Source organism: Acidiluteibacter sp. (assembly GCF_055129545.1).
The window spans coordinates 127,161-145,577 of sequence record NZ_JBSRUB010000013.1 but is presented as its reverse complement, the minus strand read 5'-3'; the positions used below and the strand labels follow the sequence as shown (position 1 = coordinate 145,577).

Annotated in this window: 15 protein-coding genes and 1 tRNA gene; 3 read left to right on the top strand and 13 right to left on the bottom strand. The window is 35.3% G+C overall.

Going from position 1 to position 18,417, the window contains the following annotated elements; all coding sequences use genetic code 11:
- Nucleotides 1–15 precede the first annotated feature (15 nt).
- The 3 genes from ACTB0X_RS06770 to ACTB0X_RS06760 are packed head-to-tail and all read right to left on the bottom strand — an operon-like array spanning nt 16 to nt 1,638.
- Nucleotides 16–831: a T9SS type A sorting domain-containing protein gene (locus ACTB0X_RS06770; protein WP_463024238.1), complete on the bottom strand. Its 816-nt coding sequence runs from the start codon at nt 829–831 to the stop codon at nt 16–18.
- 10 nt (nt 832–841) lie between these two features.
- The gene (locus ACTB0X_RS06765) at nt 842–1,234 is read right to left on the bottom strand and encodes an energy transducer TonB (RefSeq protein ID WP_463024237.1); all 393 of its coding nucleotides are present in this window, start codon (nt 1,232–1,234) and stop codon (nt 842–844) included.
- 2 nt (nt 1,235–1,236) lie between these two features.
- The gene (locus ACTB0X_RS06760) at nt 1,237–1,638 is read right to left on the bottom strand and encodes an energy transducer TonB (protein WP_463024236.1); all 402 of its coding nucleotides are present in this window, start codon (nt 1,636–1,638) and stop codon (nt 1,237–1,239) included.
- Nucleotides 1,639–1,769: 131 nt separating this feature from the next.
- Between ACTB0X_RS06760 and ACTB0X_RS06755 the strand changes: the two genes are divergently transcribed.
- Nucleotides 1,770–2,570, top strand: a complete 801-nt coding sequence (locus tag ACTB0X_RS06755; RefSeq protein WP_463024235.1) for a TMEM175 family protein — start codon at nt 1,770–1,772, stop codon at nt 2,568–2,570.
- A gap of 6 nt (nt 2,571–2,576) precedes the next feature.
- Here the strand turns inward: ACTB0X_RS06755 and ACTB0X_RS06750 are convergent, their stop codons facing one another.
- Complete coding sequence (locus ACTB0X_RS06750) at nt 2,577–3,788, bottom strand: T9SS type A sorting domain-containing protein (protein WP_463024234.1); 1,212 nt, start codon at nt 3,786–3,788, stop codon at nt 2,577–2,579.
- 120 nt (nt 3,789–3,908) lie between these two features.
- Here ACTB0X_RS06750 and ACTB0X_RS06745 point away from each other — a divergent pair, with 120 nt between their 5' ends.
- Nucleotides 3,909–5,180 carry an acetyl-CoA hydrolase/transferase family protein gene (locus tag ACTB0X_RS06745; RefSeq protein ID WP_463024233.1) on the top strand — a complete coding sequence of 424 codons (1,272 nt, stop codon included), beginning with the start codon at nt 3,909–3,911 and terminating at the stop codon, nt 5,178–5,180.
- Between the two features lie 2 nt (nt 5,181–5,182).
- Here the strand turns inward: ACTB0X_RS06745 and ACTB0X_RS06740 are convergent, their stop codons facing one another.
- Nucleotides 5,183–6,145 carry an alpha/beta hydrolase family protein gene (locus ACTB0X_RS06740; RefSeq protein ID WP_463024232.1) on the bottom strand — a complete coding sequence of 321 codons (963 nt, stop codon included), beginning with the start codon at nt 6,143–6,145 and terminating at the stop codon, nt 5,183–5,185.
- A gap of 167 nt (nt 6,146–6,312) precedes the next feature.
- Here ACTB0X_RS06740 and ACTB0X_RS06735 point away from each other — a divergent pair, with 167 nt between their 5' ends.
- Nucleotides 6,313–6,957: a DUF2202 domain-containing protein gene (locus ACTB0X_RS06735; protein ID WP_463024231.1), complete on the top strand. Its 645-nt coding sequence runs from the start codon at nt 6,313–6,315 to the stop codon at nt 6,955–6,957.
- 53 nt (nt 6,958–7,010) lie between these two features.
- Here ACTB0X_RS06735 and ACTB0X_RS06730 read toward each other — a convergent pair whose 3' ends face one another.
- The 8 genes from ACTB0X_RS06730 to ACTB0X_RS06695 form a co-directional block, all read right to left on the bottom strand.
- On the bottom strand, nt 7,011–9,947 hold the full coding sequence (locus ACTB0X_RS06730; protein WP_463024230.1) for a M16 family metallopeptidase: 2,937 nt from the start codon (nt 9,945–9,947) through the stop codon (nt 7,011–7,013).
- 126 nt (nt 9,948–10,073) lie between these two features.
- Entirely contained in the window at nt 10,074–12,170 is a 2,097-nt protein-coding gene (locus ACTB0X_RS06725; protein ID WP_463024229.1) for a 7TM diverse intracellular signaling domain-containing protein, read from the bottom strand.
- Nucleotides 12,171–13,142: 972 nt separating this feature from the next.
- Complete coding sequence (locus tag ACTB0X_RS06720; protein ID WP_463024228.1) at nt 13,143–14,654, bottom strand: serine hydrolase; 1,512 nt, start codon at nt 14,652–14,654, stop codon at nt 13,143–13,145.
- A gap of 82 nt (nt 14,655–14,736) precedes the next feature.
- On the bottom strand, nt 14,737–15,360 hold the full coding sequence (locus ACTB0X_RS06715) for a hypothetical protein (protein ID WP_463024227.1): 624 nt from the start codon (nt 15,358–15,360) through the stop codon (nt 14,737–14,739).
- A 79-nt stretch (nt 15,361–15,439) separates the two neighbouring features.
- Complete coding sequence (locus tag ACTB0X_RS06710) at nt 15,440–16,021, bottom strand: Crp/Fnr family transcriptional regulator (protein ID WP_463024226.1); 582 nt, start codon at nt 16,019–16,021, stop codon at nt 15,440–15,442.
- Nucleotides 16,022–16,106: 85 nt separating this feature from the next.
- Nucleotides 16,107–17,030 (bottom strand): hypothetical protein, encoded by a 924-nt coding sequence (locus tag ACTB0X_RS06705; protein WP_463024225.1) that lies wholly within the window; start codon nt 17,028–17,030, stop codon nt 16,107–16,109.
- Nucleotides 17,031–17,419: 389 nt separating this feature from the next.
- Complete coding sequence (locus ACTB0X_RS06700; protein ID WP_463024224.1) at nt 17,420–17,827, bottom strand: toxin-antitoxin system YwqK family antitoxin; 408 nt, start codon at nt 17,825–17,827, stop codon at nt 17,420–17,422.
- A gap of 473 nt (nt 17,828–18,300) precedes the next feature.
- Nucleotides 18,301–18,374, bottom strand: a tRNA-Ile gene (locus ACTB0X_RS06695).
- Nucleotides 18,375–18,417: the final 43 nt, after the last annotated feature.

The window sequence follows — 18,417 nt, the reverse complement described above, 5'->3', positions numbered from 1 at the left end:
TTAATGAAAATTGAGCTATTCTTTAATCAGCTTTTGTTGATGAATCATTTCCTGACTCCCGGCAAACAATTGTATCAAATACACTCCTTTTGCTAAAGCAGCAACTGAAATTTGTTGGCTTTCCACAGTTCCTGATTGAATTATTTTTCCTTGTAAATCAGTAATTACATAACTTTTAGAGCCAGGTTGAGAAATACGTACGTCATCTTTAACTGGGTTCGGATACAATTCAATCATTGATTGATCTATTGCCTCATTTATCCCTGTAGAAATTGGATATTCAATCACAAAATACAGTTGATTGGCGGTATTTACATCATTCCACTGCCCTGCAACACCAAGCGGCCAATTTGTAATTGCCAATCCTAATCCATCTTGATTATTGTTAAAGTCATCAGGCTCATTTCCCCAATTATTGAATGCTCCATTTACGGGAGTTCCGTTTGATTTACCCTGCCAAAAGGGAATAGAACTTCCAACATTATCACCGTCCCAAATCCATGAGCCTTCTGAAGCCATATCATTTCCGCCCAACCACAAATAAGATGCTCCACCACCATCTGGCGCTACTGTTTGACTAGCAGTAATGCCTGCTTGATTCACATAATAATACACACTGTCTTGCTCCACTTGAGAGGTCAGTTCTGCTAACGATCCATTTCGAGTCACTGCACAAGTGGCTGCGGCTGTCCAGTTGAGCTTCTGTTTGATGACTTCGTAGTTTTTCCCTTGAACTGTAAAGGCATAAATATTATTAGCGGTAATCGAACATTGCGCAAGAGCGGCAAACCCGCTAGTAATGGCAAAGAAGAGAATGATTATTTTTTTCATAGTGTTATATTTATTTGAATTCTACCTTTACTGTGTATTCGACTAAAACATTTCGTCCTCTCTGGATCCCCGCTGTCCATGGTTTTAAATCATTAATTATAGCCAAAGCAGATTCATCGGTCTTTTCAGAAACTCCTCTTAGGACTTTTGCATTTATTAAATTTCCTTCAGGATTAATAGTAAAACTAATAAAAACAAGACCCTTACTTTCTACGTTTAATTCCGCAGCACGTTTTGCTATAAACTGCTGTAATTTCTTGTTACTTTCTTCATCTGTAGTTGCACCGTCATACAGGGGCATCTTTTCCACTACCATATAAATCTGACCCTCTACCTGATTGTTTTGACTAAATACTGGCAAAAAGGAGATTAAGATGATTAAAGCAATTCCTATTTTTTTCATGATTAAAATTTTACTGCTTGTGTATATATAACTGGCACTAATCTACCTCTCTGAGAGCCAGGCGTCCAGTTCTGTAATCGGTTTGTAATTGAGATTGCTACTTCATCGGCTTCTTTGGATATTCCTCTCAATACTTGAACTTTAGTTAAAGTCCCACTAGTATCAATGGTATAACTCACGTAAACAGTCCCTGAAACATTTAGATTTGCAGATTTGACAGATTCGGCAATAAAATCATTTACTTTTTGAGAGCTTTCTTCTTGGGAAATGGCTCCATTAAAAAGCGGCATTTTTTCAACAATAGTGAACACTTGTGTGACTTCCTCTTCTTTATTGTTCCCCGTTTGACAAAAAGCCGAAATAGAACCCAAAAAAACCAATAGAATTATTCCTATTTTTTTCATGCTCTAAATATATGGTTTTACTTTATTTGAGAAGGAAAGCTTGTCCGTATAATTTTTAAGAACACGGTAATTCAACGCTTGTTGAAACGGATTTTTTACTATCTTCCATCCGCAATCAAACACAATCATCTATGCTTCGAAACCTTCTTAACACGCAAAAAGAACAATCCGAAACTGGCTTTCGATACCGTGGAGATGGAAATACTAGAATCGAAAACCTCACTGATGCGGTTTTTGCATTTTCCATTACTCTATTAGTGATCTCTTCCGAAGTCCCCAAATCATATATAGAACTAGAAGCGTCCATGTATGGGTTTGTTGGATTTATTGCCTGTACCATGATGCTCTTCGGAATGTGGAATTCTCACAATGAATTTTTCCTAAGATATGGTTTAACGGATAAGCTGACGAAATCTCTAAACTTCTTGTTTCTCTTCTTACTACTTTTCTACATTTACCCATTAAAGTATTTATTTTCATTTTTAGGAACAATCGTTTACCTCAAACTAAAGATGGCAATTGGAGATCGTTCTGATGCTTTAATGTTAAAAATGAATGAACTCTCACTGTCAAATATGAATGCTGATCAATGGGCTGATTTGATGATTAGATTTGGTATTGGAATCGCTTGTATTTATCTTATATTTTTTGCTTTTTATCGAAATGCACTCAAAAAGAAAGAGCAATTGCAATTGAATAGTTTAGAGATTTATGAGACGAAAACATACATGGGTTGCTATCTTTTTGTAATCACTATAGCTGTTGTATCTATTCTCGTGGTTGCAATCTTCGGTGGGGAGCAATCAGGTATTTCGGGAATGATCTATGGCACAATTGCGATTTTTATTCCGATTTATAAAAAGAAGCGAATAGCAAGATTCAATAAAAAACAAAAGCTAGTAGAGGATTTAAATGAATCGAAAATGGAGTAAGTTCATTCAATGTTTTACTATTTTCTGAAAATCACTACCAACACGAATAAAATATATCCCATTTGGTAGAGAAGAGATATCAAGTATTGTTTCGGTACTATTCCTATAAATTGAAATCCTATTGGTTAAATCTTCCCCTGAGATTGACATGAACCTTGCCTCTCCTTCGCTTGTTATATTTACCAATCCTTCGGTTGGATTTGGATAAACAAACTTAGCTTCTGAATCATCAGCTTGTATTACCTTAGTGGCTGAATATGAAAAATTCCCATCAAAATCTGTTTGCTTTAATCGATAATAATATTCACCAAAAATAGGTAACTCATCTTCATAGTAATAACTATTCTTAATCAATGAATTCCCTGCCCCGCTTAATTCTCCAATTGGTTTCCAAGTGTACATATCAGAAGATCGCTCTATTGTAAAGTAATCATTATTGATCTCTGATAAAGTAACCCATTTAATCAATACTTTTTTACCAATTGTTTTTGTCACTTCGAATGAATACAATTCAATTGGCAAGGCGTCACCGGTAAAACTTGGAGGCAAATCTGCCGGAAAATCAGGAGCATTGGCATCATTGGATTGATCACCAGAGCCATCATCTAAAATCCAATCAATTGAACTAGCAATTTGGGCAGCACAAGCCGCAGGGGTGGAATTACATACAGTAGATCCATTGTAAATCATCACATCTGCATCACCAGTAATTGATATAGCAGAAGTTCCACTAATTAAACCAGTTCCTGTAAGGGTTCCGTTTCCAGCACTGAATCCAGAGTTGGCAATGGCCGATAAAAAAATCGTTGGTGTTACATCATTACTTCCCAAATAGGCATATAACACTTCATTATCAGCATTCAAATTTATATTTCCGGCAATGGATCCAACCGTACTTCCATATCCGGGATTACTACCACTTCCGGTTTCATTAAAAATAACCACTGTTCCAGCTGTAATTATACTACCACCAGAAGACCAAGTCATTTCTCCTTCAGTGGTATTAATAAATGCTCCCCCCGAACCGACATCAGAACCATTCCATTCATTGTCCGAAAAATAAATAGTAGAGTTGATAGGAATATCCACTAAAGCGACAATTGCAAATCCATCACTTCCATCGGCATTATAGCCGACGAACATAATGTTTCCTGATACCAACTGTGCATTGGCAACCAAACAATTTAGAAAGACCAAGAAAATACATAATTTTCTCATTTCTATAAAGTTAATAAATATTATAGTTCTACAAGAATATTTACTGCTTAATATTGAACCTGATAGATATCATTGGCACTAGAGTTTGCTATACCTACCTTTGAAAAAAAAATACAGCACATGATCATTTCAGCAACAGTAGCTATTCAACATATAAAATCCAACCAACGTGTTTTTATTCAAGGGGCCGCGATGACTCCAAATGCATTAATCGCACCGATGTGTGAAGATTACAAGCGGTTAACGAATGTAGAAATCGTGCATTTACATACTGAAGGCGAGGCTCTTTACTCACAAAGTCCATACAGAGAATCGTTTACTACAAATAGTTTTTTTGTTGGTGGAAATGTTCGAAACTGCATCAATGAAGGGTATGGCGGTTATATTCCGATTTTTTTGAGTGAAGTTCATTTATTGTTTAAAAGAAACAAGTTGCCAATTGATGTGGCTTTGATTCAAGTTTCTCCGCCTGACAAACATGGATATTGCTCGCTAGGAACCTCAATAGACGTTACATTAGCTGCAATAGAATCTGCTAAAACAGTCATCGCACAAATCAACCACAACGTACCTCGGACTCATGGTGACGGAATTATTCACATCAGTCAGATCAACCATGCCGTAGAAATCGATTCGCCTATACATCAGTCTATCCCCAAAATACCAACTGAAATAGAAGAACAAATAGGAAAACATGTTGCTACATTGGTGGAAGATGGCGCTACTTTACAAATGGGAATCGGTGGAATCCCAAATGTAGTATTAGCGAACTTAACCAACCACAAAGATTTAGGAATTCACACCGAAATGTTTTCTGATGGAATTCTGCCGTTGGTAAATTCCGGAGTAATCAATGGGAAGTATAAAAAAATAAAACCGGGTAAAATTGTCAGTTGTTTCGCCATGGGAACGCAAGAATTGTATGATTTTATGGACGACAATCCTTCAGTTCACATGAAAGAAGCTTCTTATACCAACAACACTGGTTTAATCCGATTAAATCCAAAAGTGACAGCGATCAATTCGGCAATAGAAATTGATTTGACTGGTCAGATTTGCGCAGATACCATTGGACAACAACAATACTCAGGAGTTGGTGGACAAATGGACTTTATTCGTGGTGCTTCTCTTTCTGAAGGCGGAAAAGCAATCATTGCGTTACCGTCCATTACAAAAAATGGAGTGAGTAAGATTGTTCCATTCCTGAAAGAAGGTGCAGGAGTCACCACTACACGTGCTCACGTTCATTATATCGCTACCGAATATGGTGTGGTTGACTTATTTGGCTTGAACTTAAAACAACGCGCAAAAGCGTTGATTTCAATTTCGCATCCAGATCATAGAGAAGCGCTAGACCTCGCCACTTTTGAACGATTTAAAGGAAATTGCTAAAATTATTTGCCGTGAAATTCCGTTTTAGGTAGGATTTCTCCATTCATTACAAATCGATTAAACCAGTTCATCGCTTCTTGGTTGACCTCCGTTTGGTGATTAGATATTCCGTGATCATCCCCTTCGAAGACAATAAGGCGATAAGGCACTCTAAATTCATCTAGTTTTAATGCTAGTTTTAAACTTTGGGAAGACTTTACTCTCCAATCTGATCCGCCATGCATCAATAATAAAGGAGTATTTTTTGGCAATTGATCCGCCCAGAAAACAACTGAGCGCTTGGTCAATTCTTCGTCTTTTCGCTTGTTGAATTTTGGAATTAATTCAGCGTAAACACTTTCTTCCATTGATGGCCTATCCTTCAATAAATCAAAATGATCTGTAACCCCACCACCCACAACTGCGGCTTTTATATTGTTCATTTTGGCTAAAGCCAAATAAGTCATCATTCCACCTCTACTCCAACCATACATTCCTATGCGTGTGGTGTCTGCTTTTTCTAATTCACCCAAAACATTCGGTAAAATAATGACGTCATTCACCTCTTTCCCCCCAAACTCTTCTTGTCCTTCGCCACCGCCATTGCCTCTATACTGACTAGCAATAACTACAAACCCTTGATTGGCAATCGGACCTAAAAACCGAATAACCCCACTCGGATTCCAAGCTCCAAACTCTCTATTTCCTCCACGATTGTAAATGATGCAAGGATAAGCTCCTCCATCCTTTGGTTGAATTACGAAGGCTTTCACTTTCAATCCATCACTTAAGTAGGTTAATTCTTTTATTTCCAAATCATTCAAGTATTCAAATTGGCTATCACTTGCCACCAAATCATGATAAATGGGGTATTGCTTTATGTCTACAGATTGCTGATTTATTATCAGTTTTTGGTTTGATTGAGCATTACAGCCAACACTGATAAACAATAAAACTAAACTGAAAAGTCTTAAAAATATTCTCATAGTTGATAAAGGTAAACTTTTTCATAAAAATAGGAGCCTCAGCTAGAAGCTCCTATTAGATCCATTCAATAAGGTATTTAACACACTTATGCCTGTTTGTAACAAAAGTAGCTGTAGCCGCTTTGTATACCACTTAATTTTAGAGTATAACTTAAAACTCAATTAAAATGAAAAAGTCAACTTATAAAAAATTCGGATGGATCGCAGTATTAATTCTAGGAGTTGGAACAATCACTAGTTGTTCTGATGATGATGAAAATACAAATGAAATTACACCGAATAATCCCATAACGGGAGAATTGATAAATGATCAGGACAAATCTGCTTTATTGTTTATGTTAGAAGAAGAAAAACTAGCCAGAGACACCTACTCCTATTTGGATAGCGTTTGGTCGATTAATCAATTTTCAAATATCAAATATAGCGAACAAGATCACATGAACTCGGTAGAAGGATTATTAAAGAGCTATGACATTCCATACCATATAGAGCAGATGGGGGTTTTTCAGGACACCACTCTTCAGCAGTTTTATAACCAATTCATATCGGATGGCTTTCAAAGCAAAATAAACGCGCTGACTATTGGAGCAACAATTGAAGATTTAGACATTGTGGATTTAAGAGAACGTATTTCACAAACGATCAACCAAAACGTAATTGATGTTTTTCAACTTTTAGAATGTGGGTCCAATAATCACATGAGAAGCTTTGAGAAGGCACTAGTAAAAGAAGGTGGTACTTATACGCCACAATATTTAACTCAAAGTGAATACGACCTCATAATTAATGGAACTAATGGCCCTTGTAATTAAACAGAAAAAGCCGAGCAAATGCTCGGCTTTTCTATTGATCATTACATATTTCATTAATATCCAAAAACCTGCTCCAACGTCAAATAAGTCACTGGACCATACGTTTCTAATTCCTTAATGTTTAATCCGCTTTTCTTTCCAATCACCATGATGTTGTATTTACTATCCTTGATGTATTGCTCATGGAAAGCCTTCAAATCAGCCATCGTCATGTTTGGAATGGCATCGTAAACATCCTTACGAATGTCATAATCCAACCCTCTTTTCTGTGCCGTTTCGAAATTCCACAACTTAGAAAATTTAGTAATTCGCTCTGTTCTGATTTTTTCTAATGCAGCTTTTTTAGCCAATTCAAAACTCTTTTCAGACTCTGGCATATTGTTCAATAAGTCCGTCATTCCTGCCATCGCTTCTTTCAATTTATCGGCTTGTGTTCCGATGTAAGCCATCACATAATGCGCTTTTGATGAGTCACTCGGTGAGCGATAAACAGAGTACACAGAATAGGCCAATGCTTTAGATTCACGCATTTCTTGAAAAACAATAGAACCCATTCCGCCACCGAAATATTCATTGTAAATGGCAGCTGCAGCAACCGTTTTCGGATTGTATAATTCTTTCTTAGAAAGCATCATAATTTCCGCTTGCTTCATGTCATAATCCACCACATAAACATTTGTTTTCTCATTGTTTTGCTCCACAAAGTTTTTACTTTCAGGAATCGGCTTTAACGTTGCTGGAGCTTTATGATTCGCCTTTAATGAAGCAACTAACTCGTCTTGAGTCATTGGTCCGTAATACAATACTCTATGCTGAAAGCTATTTAATCCGTGAATAATATCAGTCAATTCAGATGGGGTTAATGCATTCAATTCCTTTTCAGATAAGATGTTTTTAAATGGAGAATTTGAACCGTATTGCGCATAAGCAGATAGTCCACCAAATAAAATAGTTCCTTTTGATAATTTATCATCAGCTCTATTTTTAAGAATGTCAGCAACCATATTTTTCAAAGGAGCTTCTTCAGGCTGTGCATCAGCTAATAAATGCTCAAACAATTGAACACCTGCTTCAAAATTCTCAGTTAAACCAGACAATGAAACATACACTTTCTCGTCTGAAGCAAATGCTTGAAAGTCGCAACCAATTTTATAAAACTCTTGCTGAATCTCTGATGGAGAATACTTAGACGTTCCCAAGAATGGCAAATAATCCAATGCTAAATCAATCTTAATGTTGTTGTTCTTGCCCATATCGAACACATAGTACAAGTCAAACAAATCATTACTTGCATTCTTCACTGAACGCACTTCAATTCCATTGTCCAACTTCGCTTGATTGATGTCTTTATCAAAATCCAAAAACCTTGGTTGAATGTCATCAAATTTCATCGCTGAAATTTCCTTCAAAAATGGAGAAGCATCATCTCTGTTTACCTGAACAGGAGTAATTTTTGGTTTAACCACTTCTTTTGCTGACTCATCTTTTCCAGTTCTTTTGTATACCACTACATAATTGTTGTTGTAGTTTTCTTTAGCGAAATTCACCACATCTTCTTTGGTATACTTCTTCAACACTTCAATGTCATTCACTTGGTCTTTCCAATCACGTTGTTGAATAAAAGCATCCACCATCATTCCCGTTCTTCCTCTATTCTCATCCAACTGACGAATTCTACTTTTCTTCAAATCATTCACACAAGCTTCTAGCAACCAATCAGGAAATGCACCTGCTTTTAAACTATCCATTTGTGACAATAACAAATCTTTTACTTCTTCCAACGATTGACCTTGTTTCGGTGAACCATTTAATATGTGAGAAGAATAATCAGACAAAATATAAGTAAAAGAACTAGCGTTTAATACTTTCTGTTGCTGATTCAAGTTTAGATCAATTAGTCCAGCAGTTCGGTTGGCCAAAATCATATCACACAATTGAATCAATTCTGAAGCCTTACTTCCAACTCCATCAAATCTATAACCCATGTATAAAAACTCTGCATCCGGCCCTACTTCTTCTTTCACTACTACGGAAGTCATAGGAGCTTCCTTAATTACCTCAAACGTTGGAACTACCTTAGATTCCATGCTGCCAAATTTCGCTTTGATTTGCTCAAAAACAGCATCTGGATCAAAATCACCAGACATACAAATCGCCATATTGTTAGGCACGTAGTAGGTATTAAAATACTTTTTAATTTCTGTCAGAGATGGGTTTTTCAAGTGATCAATTGTTCCAATGGTGGTTTGTTGACCATACTGATGATTCGGATATAATCCGTCAAACAATGCCGTAAAAGCTTTACTAAAATCACTGTCTAAACTTCTGTTTTTCTCTTCGTAAACCGCTTCTAATTCAGTGTGAAATAATCGCAACTGTGGACTTCTAAATCGTTCTGCTTCTAAAGTCAACCATTTGTCAATTTGATTCGTAGGAATGTCATTGATGTAAACAGTTTGTTCAAAAGAAGTGTACGCATTTGTTCCTTTAGCTCCCATTTCAGAAACCATTTTATCGTACTCATTTGCGATAGCAAACGTAGAAGCTACTTGAGATACACTGTCAATTTGCGCATATAAAGCTGTTCGTGCAGCTTCATCAGTGGTGTTTCTGTAAACTTCATACAAACTGTCTATTTGATCCAATAATGGTCCTTCTTGAGAGAAGTTAGAAGTTCCATACATGTCGGTTCCTTTAAACAACATGTGTTCTAAATAATGCGCCAAACCTGTTGCAGTTGCCGGATCGTTTTTACTTCCCGCTCTTACAGCGATAGAAGTTTGCACTCGAGGAGCCTCCTCATTGACAGACAAATAAACTTTTAGTCCATTTTCCAATGTATAGATACGAGTATTCGTCGGATCATTTTCTATGGTTTCGTAGGCTTGTTTCTTTTCTGTTGTGGTTTTATCAGCATTATCGCCACAAGAAGTAGCGAAAAGCAATGTTAATGTCACTGCGCAGAGTGCAAAATAATTTTTGATTTTCATTGTATTAGAATTAGTTGATAGATAAGGAAGTGCTAATTTAAAAAAAGAAAGCGATAAAAAAAGCAGATTAGTAAGAATGGTTAATGACTTCTTTGAATGGAAATTAGTTCAACCAAAAAATTAGAGCTAAAACTTAACATTCATCAAACAAACATCATCGATCTGCTCCACTCCTTCTTTCCAAATATCAAACCGTCGGCCCAACTCTGTTCCAATTTCCGCTGATGGCAGCTCATTTAATTCTAACAGGTACTCTTTAAATACACTGTATTTCAGCTTCTTGCCTTTTGGTCCTCCAAACTGATCAGCATAACCATCTGAAAATAGATAAATCGAATCTCCATCTAATAACTCAAATTCGTGAGTGGTGTAAAGCTTTCTTGTAACGTACTTGCCTATAGGTTGTTTATCCGCTTTGGTTTCCAACAATTCCCCATCTCGAATAATGTACAATGGATTGTATGCACCTGCATAACTCAACTTTTTCCCTTTATCCCAAACACATAATGAGATGTCCATACCATCACTCACCTCAGCATTGTTTTTCGTCAATGATAATTCTACCAACTCCGTTAGCGTATCCAATATTTTACCGGGGTCTTTTAATTTGTACTCGTTGATGCATCGATTCAATGCATTGTTCCCAAACACACTCAACATAGCACCGGGAACGCCATGCCCAGTACAATCAGCTACAGCAAAAAACACCAAATCGTCTACTTCTTCCATCCAATAAAAATCGCCAGACACGATGTCCTTTGGACGATACAAAACTGTACTGTCTTTAAACAACTGAATCATTACCTTTTCAGATGGCAATGTTGCATTTTGCAATCGTTTAGCATAAACTATACTGTGCAAAATCTCCTCATTCTGAGTTGAAAGAACATCATTCTTTTCGCGAATTTCTTGTGTTCGCTCTTTTACTTGCTGCTCTAATTCTTCTGTTTGTTTATTCTTTAGTTCATTCACTTGCTCCAACGCCTTAAACGCTTCATTTTGAGCAGCCACTTTTTCTTCTTGGGTTTGTTTGTACCGTCCAGCCATGGCCAAAGAAAGAAAAGTTAACTCAATAGCAGAACTAATTTTCAAGGCATTAGTGGCTAAAAACTCATTATCTACTATATTAACATTTGTAGTGATAAACACAATTGCTCCTAAGCTTAAAGAGACGAATGCGATTACAACTGCCAAATCAAGTTTGTTGCCTTCTTTGTATTTATAATAAATTCCAAATAGAAAGTAGATTACTACAATAAAAGAAAGCCCATTTAAAATGGGAAATTGAAGTGCATATACCGTTCCCGAAGTCAAACTTAAAAGAAAAGAAATAAAGGTTAGAGTAATGAATACCGCATAACCTTTCTCATATTTTTTATAATGACTAAATTCTCCTAGATACCTTTTTACGTATAATAACATGGACAATAATGAAAGTGCGGCAAACATCAAAATAGCATGATTACCTAACCAAGGCAACTCTGGCCATAAGTATTGGAATGCAAGTCCGTCTAATGAAAGCTGGAAAAGGCCCAGCAAAAACACATAACTTACAAAGTAGAAGTAGATGCTCTCTTTTAAAGCAATTCCGAAAAAAGTAAATAGGAAAAGTACGAGTATAAATAACCCATAATAAAGCCCTAATAAAAAATTCTCTTTTATGGAATGCTGGGTATAGGCATCTATGCGCCAAAACTTCATCGGGAGTTTCAATATTTCTCCATCACTTTGAGTCTGCACAATAAGCTTTCTCTTACTATTCGGGGGATATATGATGGGAAAAATAAAGTGTCGGTCATTGTATGGACGCGAACTAAACTTAAAATCATCTCCTGTCTCGAATGTTTCTATAACCTCACCTGATTCATTAAGCACAAACAAATTAACTACGTTGGTCAGAGGACGCGCAAGTTCCAGGTAATAGCTTTGTTCTTTGGAAGAGCCGTTCATTGTATTTAACACCATCCAAAAACTAGACTGCGTAAAGTCTAGGTAGGGGATGCTATTAATCGGAGTATATCCAGTTTTAACAATGCTGTCATTGGATTTGATAAGGTCGAAGGTATAGGCGTGCTTCTCATCCGGAATAATTAGTGCATTTGGTGCCAAATGCTCAGAAATTTCGATTCGAGTAATATCTATAAATGAATCGCCTTGAGCATAACCTACAGAAAATCTGCAAACGAAAAACAAAAGTGTAAGGCAAATCTGAAGCTGCTTCATAAATTTAAAGATACATTCTTTTAGTAGTTTAAAAAAGGAGGTGTAAAAGTATTGTAAATAGCTACTATTGCCAAGAATCGACAAAAAATTAAGTACTATTTTGCCATGAACTTATTTACGTAATATGGTTGAAGAAAGACTGCCAAAGTCGGGCAGTTTCTTAAATAAAGTTGCTTTAAGTTCGATAAGAGTCATTTGTAAGACTTAAATAGGGACTGTATGTCTGCGTTAACGATTTTTTTGATGGGAAGAGGTAGTTAGCGATTAGCTCCCTTTCTTTTAACAATTAACACAACGAATACTGTTATAACTATACCTGCTGCGCAGAAAGAATTCAATAAACTTTCAGCTAAATTCGCCTCTCCGGCTTTGGAACTATAGAGGTATGTAAAAGTGTCAGAAGTTATTGATTTGAGATATAAAATAGTAAGCGAGTATGAGATTAAGGTCATAAGATAAAGTGAAATTACAACTCTCATTAATAACCTTGTTAAACCATTATTTGAAAAAATAAGAATAGAGCAATATATTAAAAGAAAAATCAAAAACGGGATTCCTAGAACACCGGCAGTATGATCACTTGCAATCAAGTTACCAAAACTGAAAGTAAATACCAATCCTAATAAAGCGACAATTAGCACAATAAACACCTCAACTTTTCTCATTTTCCAGACTCGTTCACGTGGACTTGCAGTCCGTGATATAACTTTAATTCGCGACATAAATTACAAAAACACTTTATACTTGGTTGACATACAGCCAAAATAATAAATATTAAAATAACTGTTTCAACGGACTTAAAGTCCTCTCTACTGTCACGATAATTTCACGGACTGCAAGTCCGCGCTAACGGAGAATCATATTTATTTCTTCTGTCACTCCTTACTTTTCAAATTGTTGGAAACGTTCGTTTGAACTAATAAACCACAACTCGTTCTAGCGGACTTGCACCATAAATCCGCAAGTCTTAAATTAAAGATTACCATTGATTAAAAATTGTTCTAATTCTAAAATGTATTTTCTTGCATTGGAATTATTGGAATCCAAACCAATTGATTTTTTATAATTAATCAACGCATTTTTGTAATCATCAGCTTCAAAATAGGCTTCTCCCAGACTATCAAATAAATTGGCATTTTCAGGATATATTTCTGTTGCCAATTTGAATATTTGAATGGCTTTCTTTTCGTCTTTCATTTCATAAAGCAATTCATAGCCGAGGTTATTTAATTCTTTGTCAGAATAGAAATACCTTGTTGTATCTGTTCTTAATTCATTGAATTGTTGAATACCTTTGGCTGTATTTCCAATAAAGTCGGGCTTTAGAATACTCACTAAATTTAGCCTTGGGTATTTGATTAAATCTACTTCCATCTTGCTAAAAAATAGAGTCATCCAATCATCAATCGCATCATCAGAGGTAGTATTAGATATAAGTACTAATCCATATTTAGAATCAGGGCAAATTAAAATTCCACTTTGTGTACCCATGGAAGTGCCGGTTTTAGAATAGTAAAACCCTTCCTCTTCACCAACGCCCATGTTTTGCCACAAATAGCCCATCACATCATCGTCATCATTTCTAAATAACTCCTTAGTTGATTCCTTAATTATTGGATGGTCGCTCTCGATCTGAAACTTCATAAATTCGATTAAATCGGGTAAAGTAGAAAGCATGCCGCCACCACCGCCAATCAATGGGTTTTTATGGAAAGGAACCCTTTTTCCAGTTTCGTTATAACCGTATGCAAAATTATTTTTATGATTCTCAAAATCCAATAATGAGGTATGATTCATTCCTCGCTCATTCAAGAAGTCCTTCAATAAATCTTTATAGGGTCTTTCGTAAACTAGTTCTAATACATAAGCCAATAGTTCAGGCCCAATGGAATTATACTCAAAAAATGTCCCAGGCTTTTTATCTAATTTCATTGTTTTTAGCTCTATCAACAAATCAGAGAAATCATATTCAAAAGGATTATTCTCATAATAACCTTCTGAGATTTTGTTGTGAACTTCAGATAGTCCTTTAGGCGTTCTATCTTTAAATCCTAACGTATGTGTAAGTAAATGTTTTATGGTAATAGACTGTCCTTCAAATGCTAAATTGGTGTAAGATTGGCCAACATAATCCTGAATCTTATCCGATAAAGTTAATTTCCCTTCTAATACAGCTTGTGAAATCAGTGAACCAGTAAATACTTTAGAGATGGAAGCCAACTCATAAACAGTGCTATCGTTAGGTTTGTTATTTGCTCCCGGTTCAATTTCACCATAGTAGTTGTGGTACACTTTTCCGTCTTTGTAAATCGCCAATGCCAAGGATTTCACATTGCCATTTTCTAGCGTTTTTACTGCATATTGATCCATCAGTTGGATAAGTTGATCAAACGGTTCAATAGTTTGCTCTTTTTCTTGTTTTAAAGGAGTTTGACATGCTATAAATAAGAGAGATAATATAGAGGTGAAAATTATTTTGTGCATTGTTAAAGTCTAAGAAGTTTATTCCTATTGATAGAATAGAAAATATGTTCAATTTAAAATTTATAAAGCATTTCTAAAAATATCAAAAATTATATCCAAAGTGAAGCCCGGGTTCACCATATAAGAATTTAGGCCAATTGTCGTCTAATTCTTTAAAAGAAGCAGGCATTTTAGTTTGTAATGGACGATGCGTAATAGCCAGCGAAGGCTCAATGAAAAATCGGTCCTTAAATAGCTTTACATGATATCCCAAACGATAGGTATTAAACAGTTGAAATCCCTTTCCTATTGTCTTGTCATTGTCATCCACAAATGTTTGCCAAGCGTTCATAACATGAACTCCTGTGTATAACCCTTTCCACCAAAATCGTTGATAGGCAAGAGCAAAACCAACCTCTCTGATGTATCCAGGAAATTCGGTTTCAGAAGCTTCAAATGAGCTGCTAGTAAAAGGAATGCCGAGTGGCCAAGCATATTTCCAAGTTTTCAATTCTACAGATATCACATCTTTACTCGTAATGCGATAGCCTAAATTAAATTGAACAAAATCGGGCTTATTCGTTTTTGATAAATTTCCTAATACAAAGAATGTACTGCCTAAAAAACACTTTTTGTAAGTGCTATCCTGATTCATATATTGGGCATTCAATTGTAATTTGCTAGTTAGTAATAAAACTAATCCAATCGCTAAAACTTTACTTCGCATACCTTCTACTTGTTGTTTAGCATACAAAAATAGAAAGGCAGGTAGCCAAGAAACGTTCACTTAAGTTAAGAAGTGCAAACTAGCTTTTCTCTTTTTCAAGAATTCTTGCTTTCAGCCTACTAAGAGATTGAGGTTTCATGCCTATATAGCTTGCCAATTGGTGTTGTGGCACTCTTTGAATAAGGTCAGGTCTGTTTTGTACTAAATTTAAGTACCGTTGCTCCGGAGACGAAGTTTTAAAATCATCAAAACTCACTTGTTGCTTAGATAATAACTCTTCTGAAAGGACTCTACAAAGTGTTTCAAATTTTGGAAATTTTTCAAATATCTCCATTTCCATATCAGGGTTCGAGACGGTGAGAATAGAATCTTCTGTACACGAAATAGAATATTCAGAAGGTTGCTTATTGATGACACATGAGGGCGTAACTCCTTCTAATTCTGTATAGAAATTGGTCGTTTTCTCTTCACCATCTTTTATATAATAACTTCTAATACAACCTTTTAATACAAAATAACCATTCACAGAGTACTTTCCTTGTTCAAGTAAAATCGTTCCTTTTTTTACTGTGCGAAAAATATCAAGAGAAATTAAAGTTGCCTCTTCTTCTTTTGAAAGTGAAATGTATTTTGAAATGAAATCAAAAAGTATATTTTCCATGTATTGTATAAATTCTCTTCTTAAGTGTGAAAGTTCGATATAAGGATATGATTCTCCAAAAAAGTATTCTAAAAAAGTTGACTTTCTAAAATGGAGTGTAAGCCATATTTATAAGCTGATTAGGTTTTAGGTAGATGAATTCTCTATCAGAATCTATTATAATATTAAACCTTTTCAATATGTCAGCTCCTATTATGCTTATTTGTTGTTGGCCTATTTTTCCTTGAAAGAATCCAACAGGAACATCCGTTAATTCTAAATTCCCAATCGAGAATTTTGGCAAAGATCCTTTATTAACTTTTATCACATTTCCAAAAGAATCCTTCAGTTCTTTTACATCTATAATTTCTATACGTTCTCCTATTTTACTTTCTTCTGCGAATTTATCGTCAAACAAAATTCCTCCGCCATATCCAGTATGAATTAAAAATTCATTTTGATATTCTACATCATCTATTGTGCTCGTTCCTTGAATGAAGAAACCACTTCTTCCATTCACCATAGGAATTTTTGAATACTCATTAGTTACGTTAGGCAATGATTCATGTAAGTTGATTAGACTTTTTTCAAAATCAATTTCTACGGCATACCCCTCAAATAAATGAGGGCCAAATTTACCTCCTGTAGTAGGACCTGAATTTTCATCTTCCCAAACAGACACACTATCCCAAAGAAAGTTGCCAATTTTGATCGTATTACTTTCACTGTATCGAGATGTAGACCTGCCGCCCCAACTGCCAACATCACTTGCTGTATCCCAATAAATACTCTTCATTTTTTCTGTGGCTTTTGTAGTAAGTGATACTGAATTGGCTGCTAAATGAAACATCAAATTAATGGTGTCTTCGCTCCCAAAAACTGCCTGAATGGAGATATTATTGTGACTCGTTAAACTAAACTGAATAGGCTCAATTGATATGCTCTGATTGCTAAAATTCTCTTGACCAATTAGTGATTGGCTAACAGTTAATATAACTCCAATAATGAAATAATGATACTTTTTTTGCATGCAGCGAAGATATTGAATATTTAAATTACTCTTTCTACGGACTTACAGTCCTCAGTATTGTTAGGCTTATTTTCACGGACTGCAAGTCTGTGCTAGCTGATTAAATTTTATACACCTAATGAATAGAAGTTTAAATGGAATAAAGGTGACAGTTTATATAACTCTAATTTTGGCAATGTTAATTCAAGTTTATAAGAAAATGAAAAATCAGGAGGGTTTCAAAATAGTAAAAATTATAATCTCAAATGAAATTCATGATTCACCTTTAAGTGAAATAATTATACTTTCAGGTGGAAATCCTATTTTAGTAGGGAAATATCTAAATGATTCTTAGTTTTCGGACACTTATGGTTGCAAACACATTGAGCTGGATGTCGACCAATTATTAATTATTTTTCCAAATCTAAATAATTTTTACATTTTATTAGTTTTCCTCTCCTGTTGTACATACATTCTTCTTCTATACGTCCATCCTCGAAATAGGATTTCCAAAAGCCCATTGGCTTTCCTTTATGAAAAGCGCCCACTTCCTTTATTTTACCATTTGTATAAAAACTGTAATATATCCCTTCTTTTAACAGCTTAAACCTAAAAAACGGAAAACTTTTTTTAATATAATTAAACTCTTTTGAAATTAAGGTATCACCTCTGTAATAAGAAATAAACCCAACAGCATTTTCCTTCTCTATCATCTTATGCAATGTTATCGTATCTGAATTGATATATGTTTGACAATTAAGAGTATTGTTAAACATTATAAATAACACTGTAAAACTTAATAAAATTATCTTTTTCATTTATTTATATACTTTAAATAAGGGGGAAAATATGAAGATGTTCGTTTAATTTATATCAAAAAAAGACTGTATTAAATATTTGATACAGCTTTTTTTGTGAATTACTTTTTAAAAACCCGACTTAAGAACCCTACTTGAGCCAATTTCTAAAAAAGTCACAAAAAAACAGCCTAACCTAATGTGATGTAAGGTAAGCTGTTAAAGTAGTGGGCCCAGATGGGCTCACTTCGACTATTATACATTCTATTTCAAAAAACAATCGCATTTCTCGATCAGTGCAACGCTTCTCGCCCTAAAGTATTTCAAAAAAAATCCTCTGCAAATATTTGCAGAGGATTTAACTGTGGGCCCAGATGGGCTCACTTCGGCTATAATAAATTCTACTATGAAAGAAAATCGCGCTATTCGCTCAGTATAAACTTCTCGCCCATCAGGGCAAAAAAAAGACCCAATCTTTCGATTGAGTCTTTTTGTGGGCCCAGATGGGCTCGAACCATCGACCACCTGATTATGAGTCAGGTGCTCTAACCAGCTGAGCTATGGGCCCGTAAAGAGAATAAATCTCTTTTATATAGTTGTAATGTCCAATC

Excerpts from the sequence above, each read along its gene's own strand:
- ACTB0X_RS06770 (WP_463024238.1), bottom strand. The coding sequence starts at position 831 with ATGAAAAAAATAATCATTCTCTTCTTTGCCATTACTAGCGGGTTTGCC.
- ACTB0X_RS06765 (WP_463024237.1), bottom strand. The coding sequence starts at position 1,234 with ATGAAAAAAATAGGAATTGCTTTAATCATCTTAATCTCCTTTTTGCCA.
- ACTB0X_RS06760 (WP_463024236.1), bottom strand. The coding sequence starts at position 1,638 with ATGAAAAAAATAGGAATAATTCTATTGGTTTTTTTGGGTTCTATTTCG.
- ACTB0X_RS06755 (WP_463024235.1), top strand. The coding sequence starts at position 1,770 with ATGCTTCGAAACCTTCTTAACACGCAAAAAGAACAATCCGAAACTGGC.
- ACTB0X_RS06750 (WP_463024234.1), bottom strand. The coding sequence starts at position 3,788 with ATGAGAAAATTATGTATTTTCTTGGTCTTTCTAAATTGTTTGGTTGCC.
- ACTB0X_RS06745 (WP_463024233.1), top strand. The coding sequence starts at position 3,909 with ATGATCATTTCAGCAACAGTAGCTATTCAACATATAAAATCCAACCAA.
- ACTB0X_RS06740 (WP_463024232.1), bottom strand. The coding sequence starts at position 6,145 with ATGAGAATATTTTTAAGACTTTTCAGTTTAGTTTTATTGTTTATCAGT.
- ACTB0X_RS06735 (WP_463024231.1), top strand. The coding sequence starts at position 6,313 with ATGAAAAAGTCAACTTATAAAAAATTCGGATGGATCGCAGTATTAATT.
- ACTB0X_RS06730 (WP_463024230.1), bottom strand. The coding sequence starts at position 9,947 with ATGAAAATCAAAAATTATTTTGCACTCTGCGCAGTGACATTAACATTG.
- ACTB0X_RS06725 (WP_463024229.1), bottom strand. The coding sequence starts at position 12,170 with ATGAAGCAGCTTCAGATTTGCCTTACACTTTTGTTTTTCGTTTGCAGA.
- ACTB0X_RS06720 (WP_463024228.1), bottom strand. The coding sequence starts at position 14,654 with ATGCACAAAATAATTTTCACCTCTATATTATCTCTCTTATTTATAGCA.
- ACTB0X_RS06715 (WP_463024227.1), bottom strand. The coding sequence starts at position 15,360 with ATGCGAAGTAAAGTTTTAGCGATTGGATTAGTTTTATTACTAACTAGC.
- ACTB0X_RS06710 (WP_463024226.1), bottom strand. The coding sequence starts at position 16,021 with ATGGAAAATATACTTTTTGATTTCATTTCAAAATACATTTCACTTTCA.
- ACTB0X_RS06705 (WP_463024225.1), bottom strand. The coding sequence starts at position 17,030 with ATGCAAAAAAAGTATCATTATTTCATTATTGGAGTTATATTAACTGTT.
- ACTB0X_RS06700 (WP_463024224.1), bottom strand. The coding sequence starts at position 17,827 with ATGAAAAAGATAATTTTATTAAGTTTTACAGTGTTATTTATAATGTTT.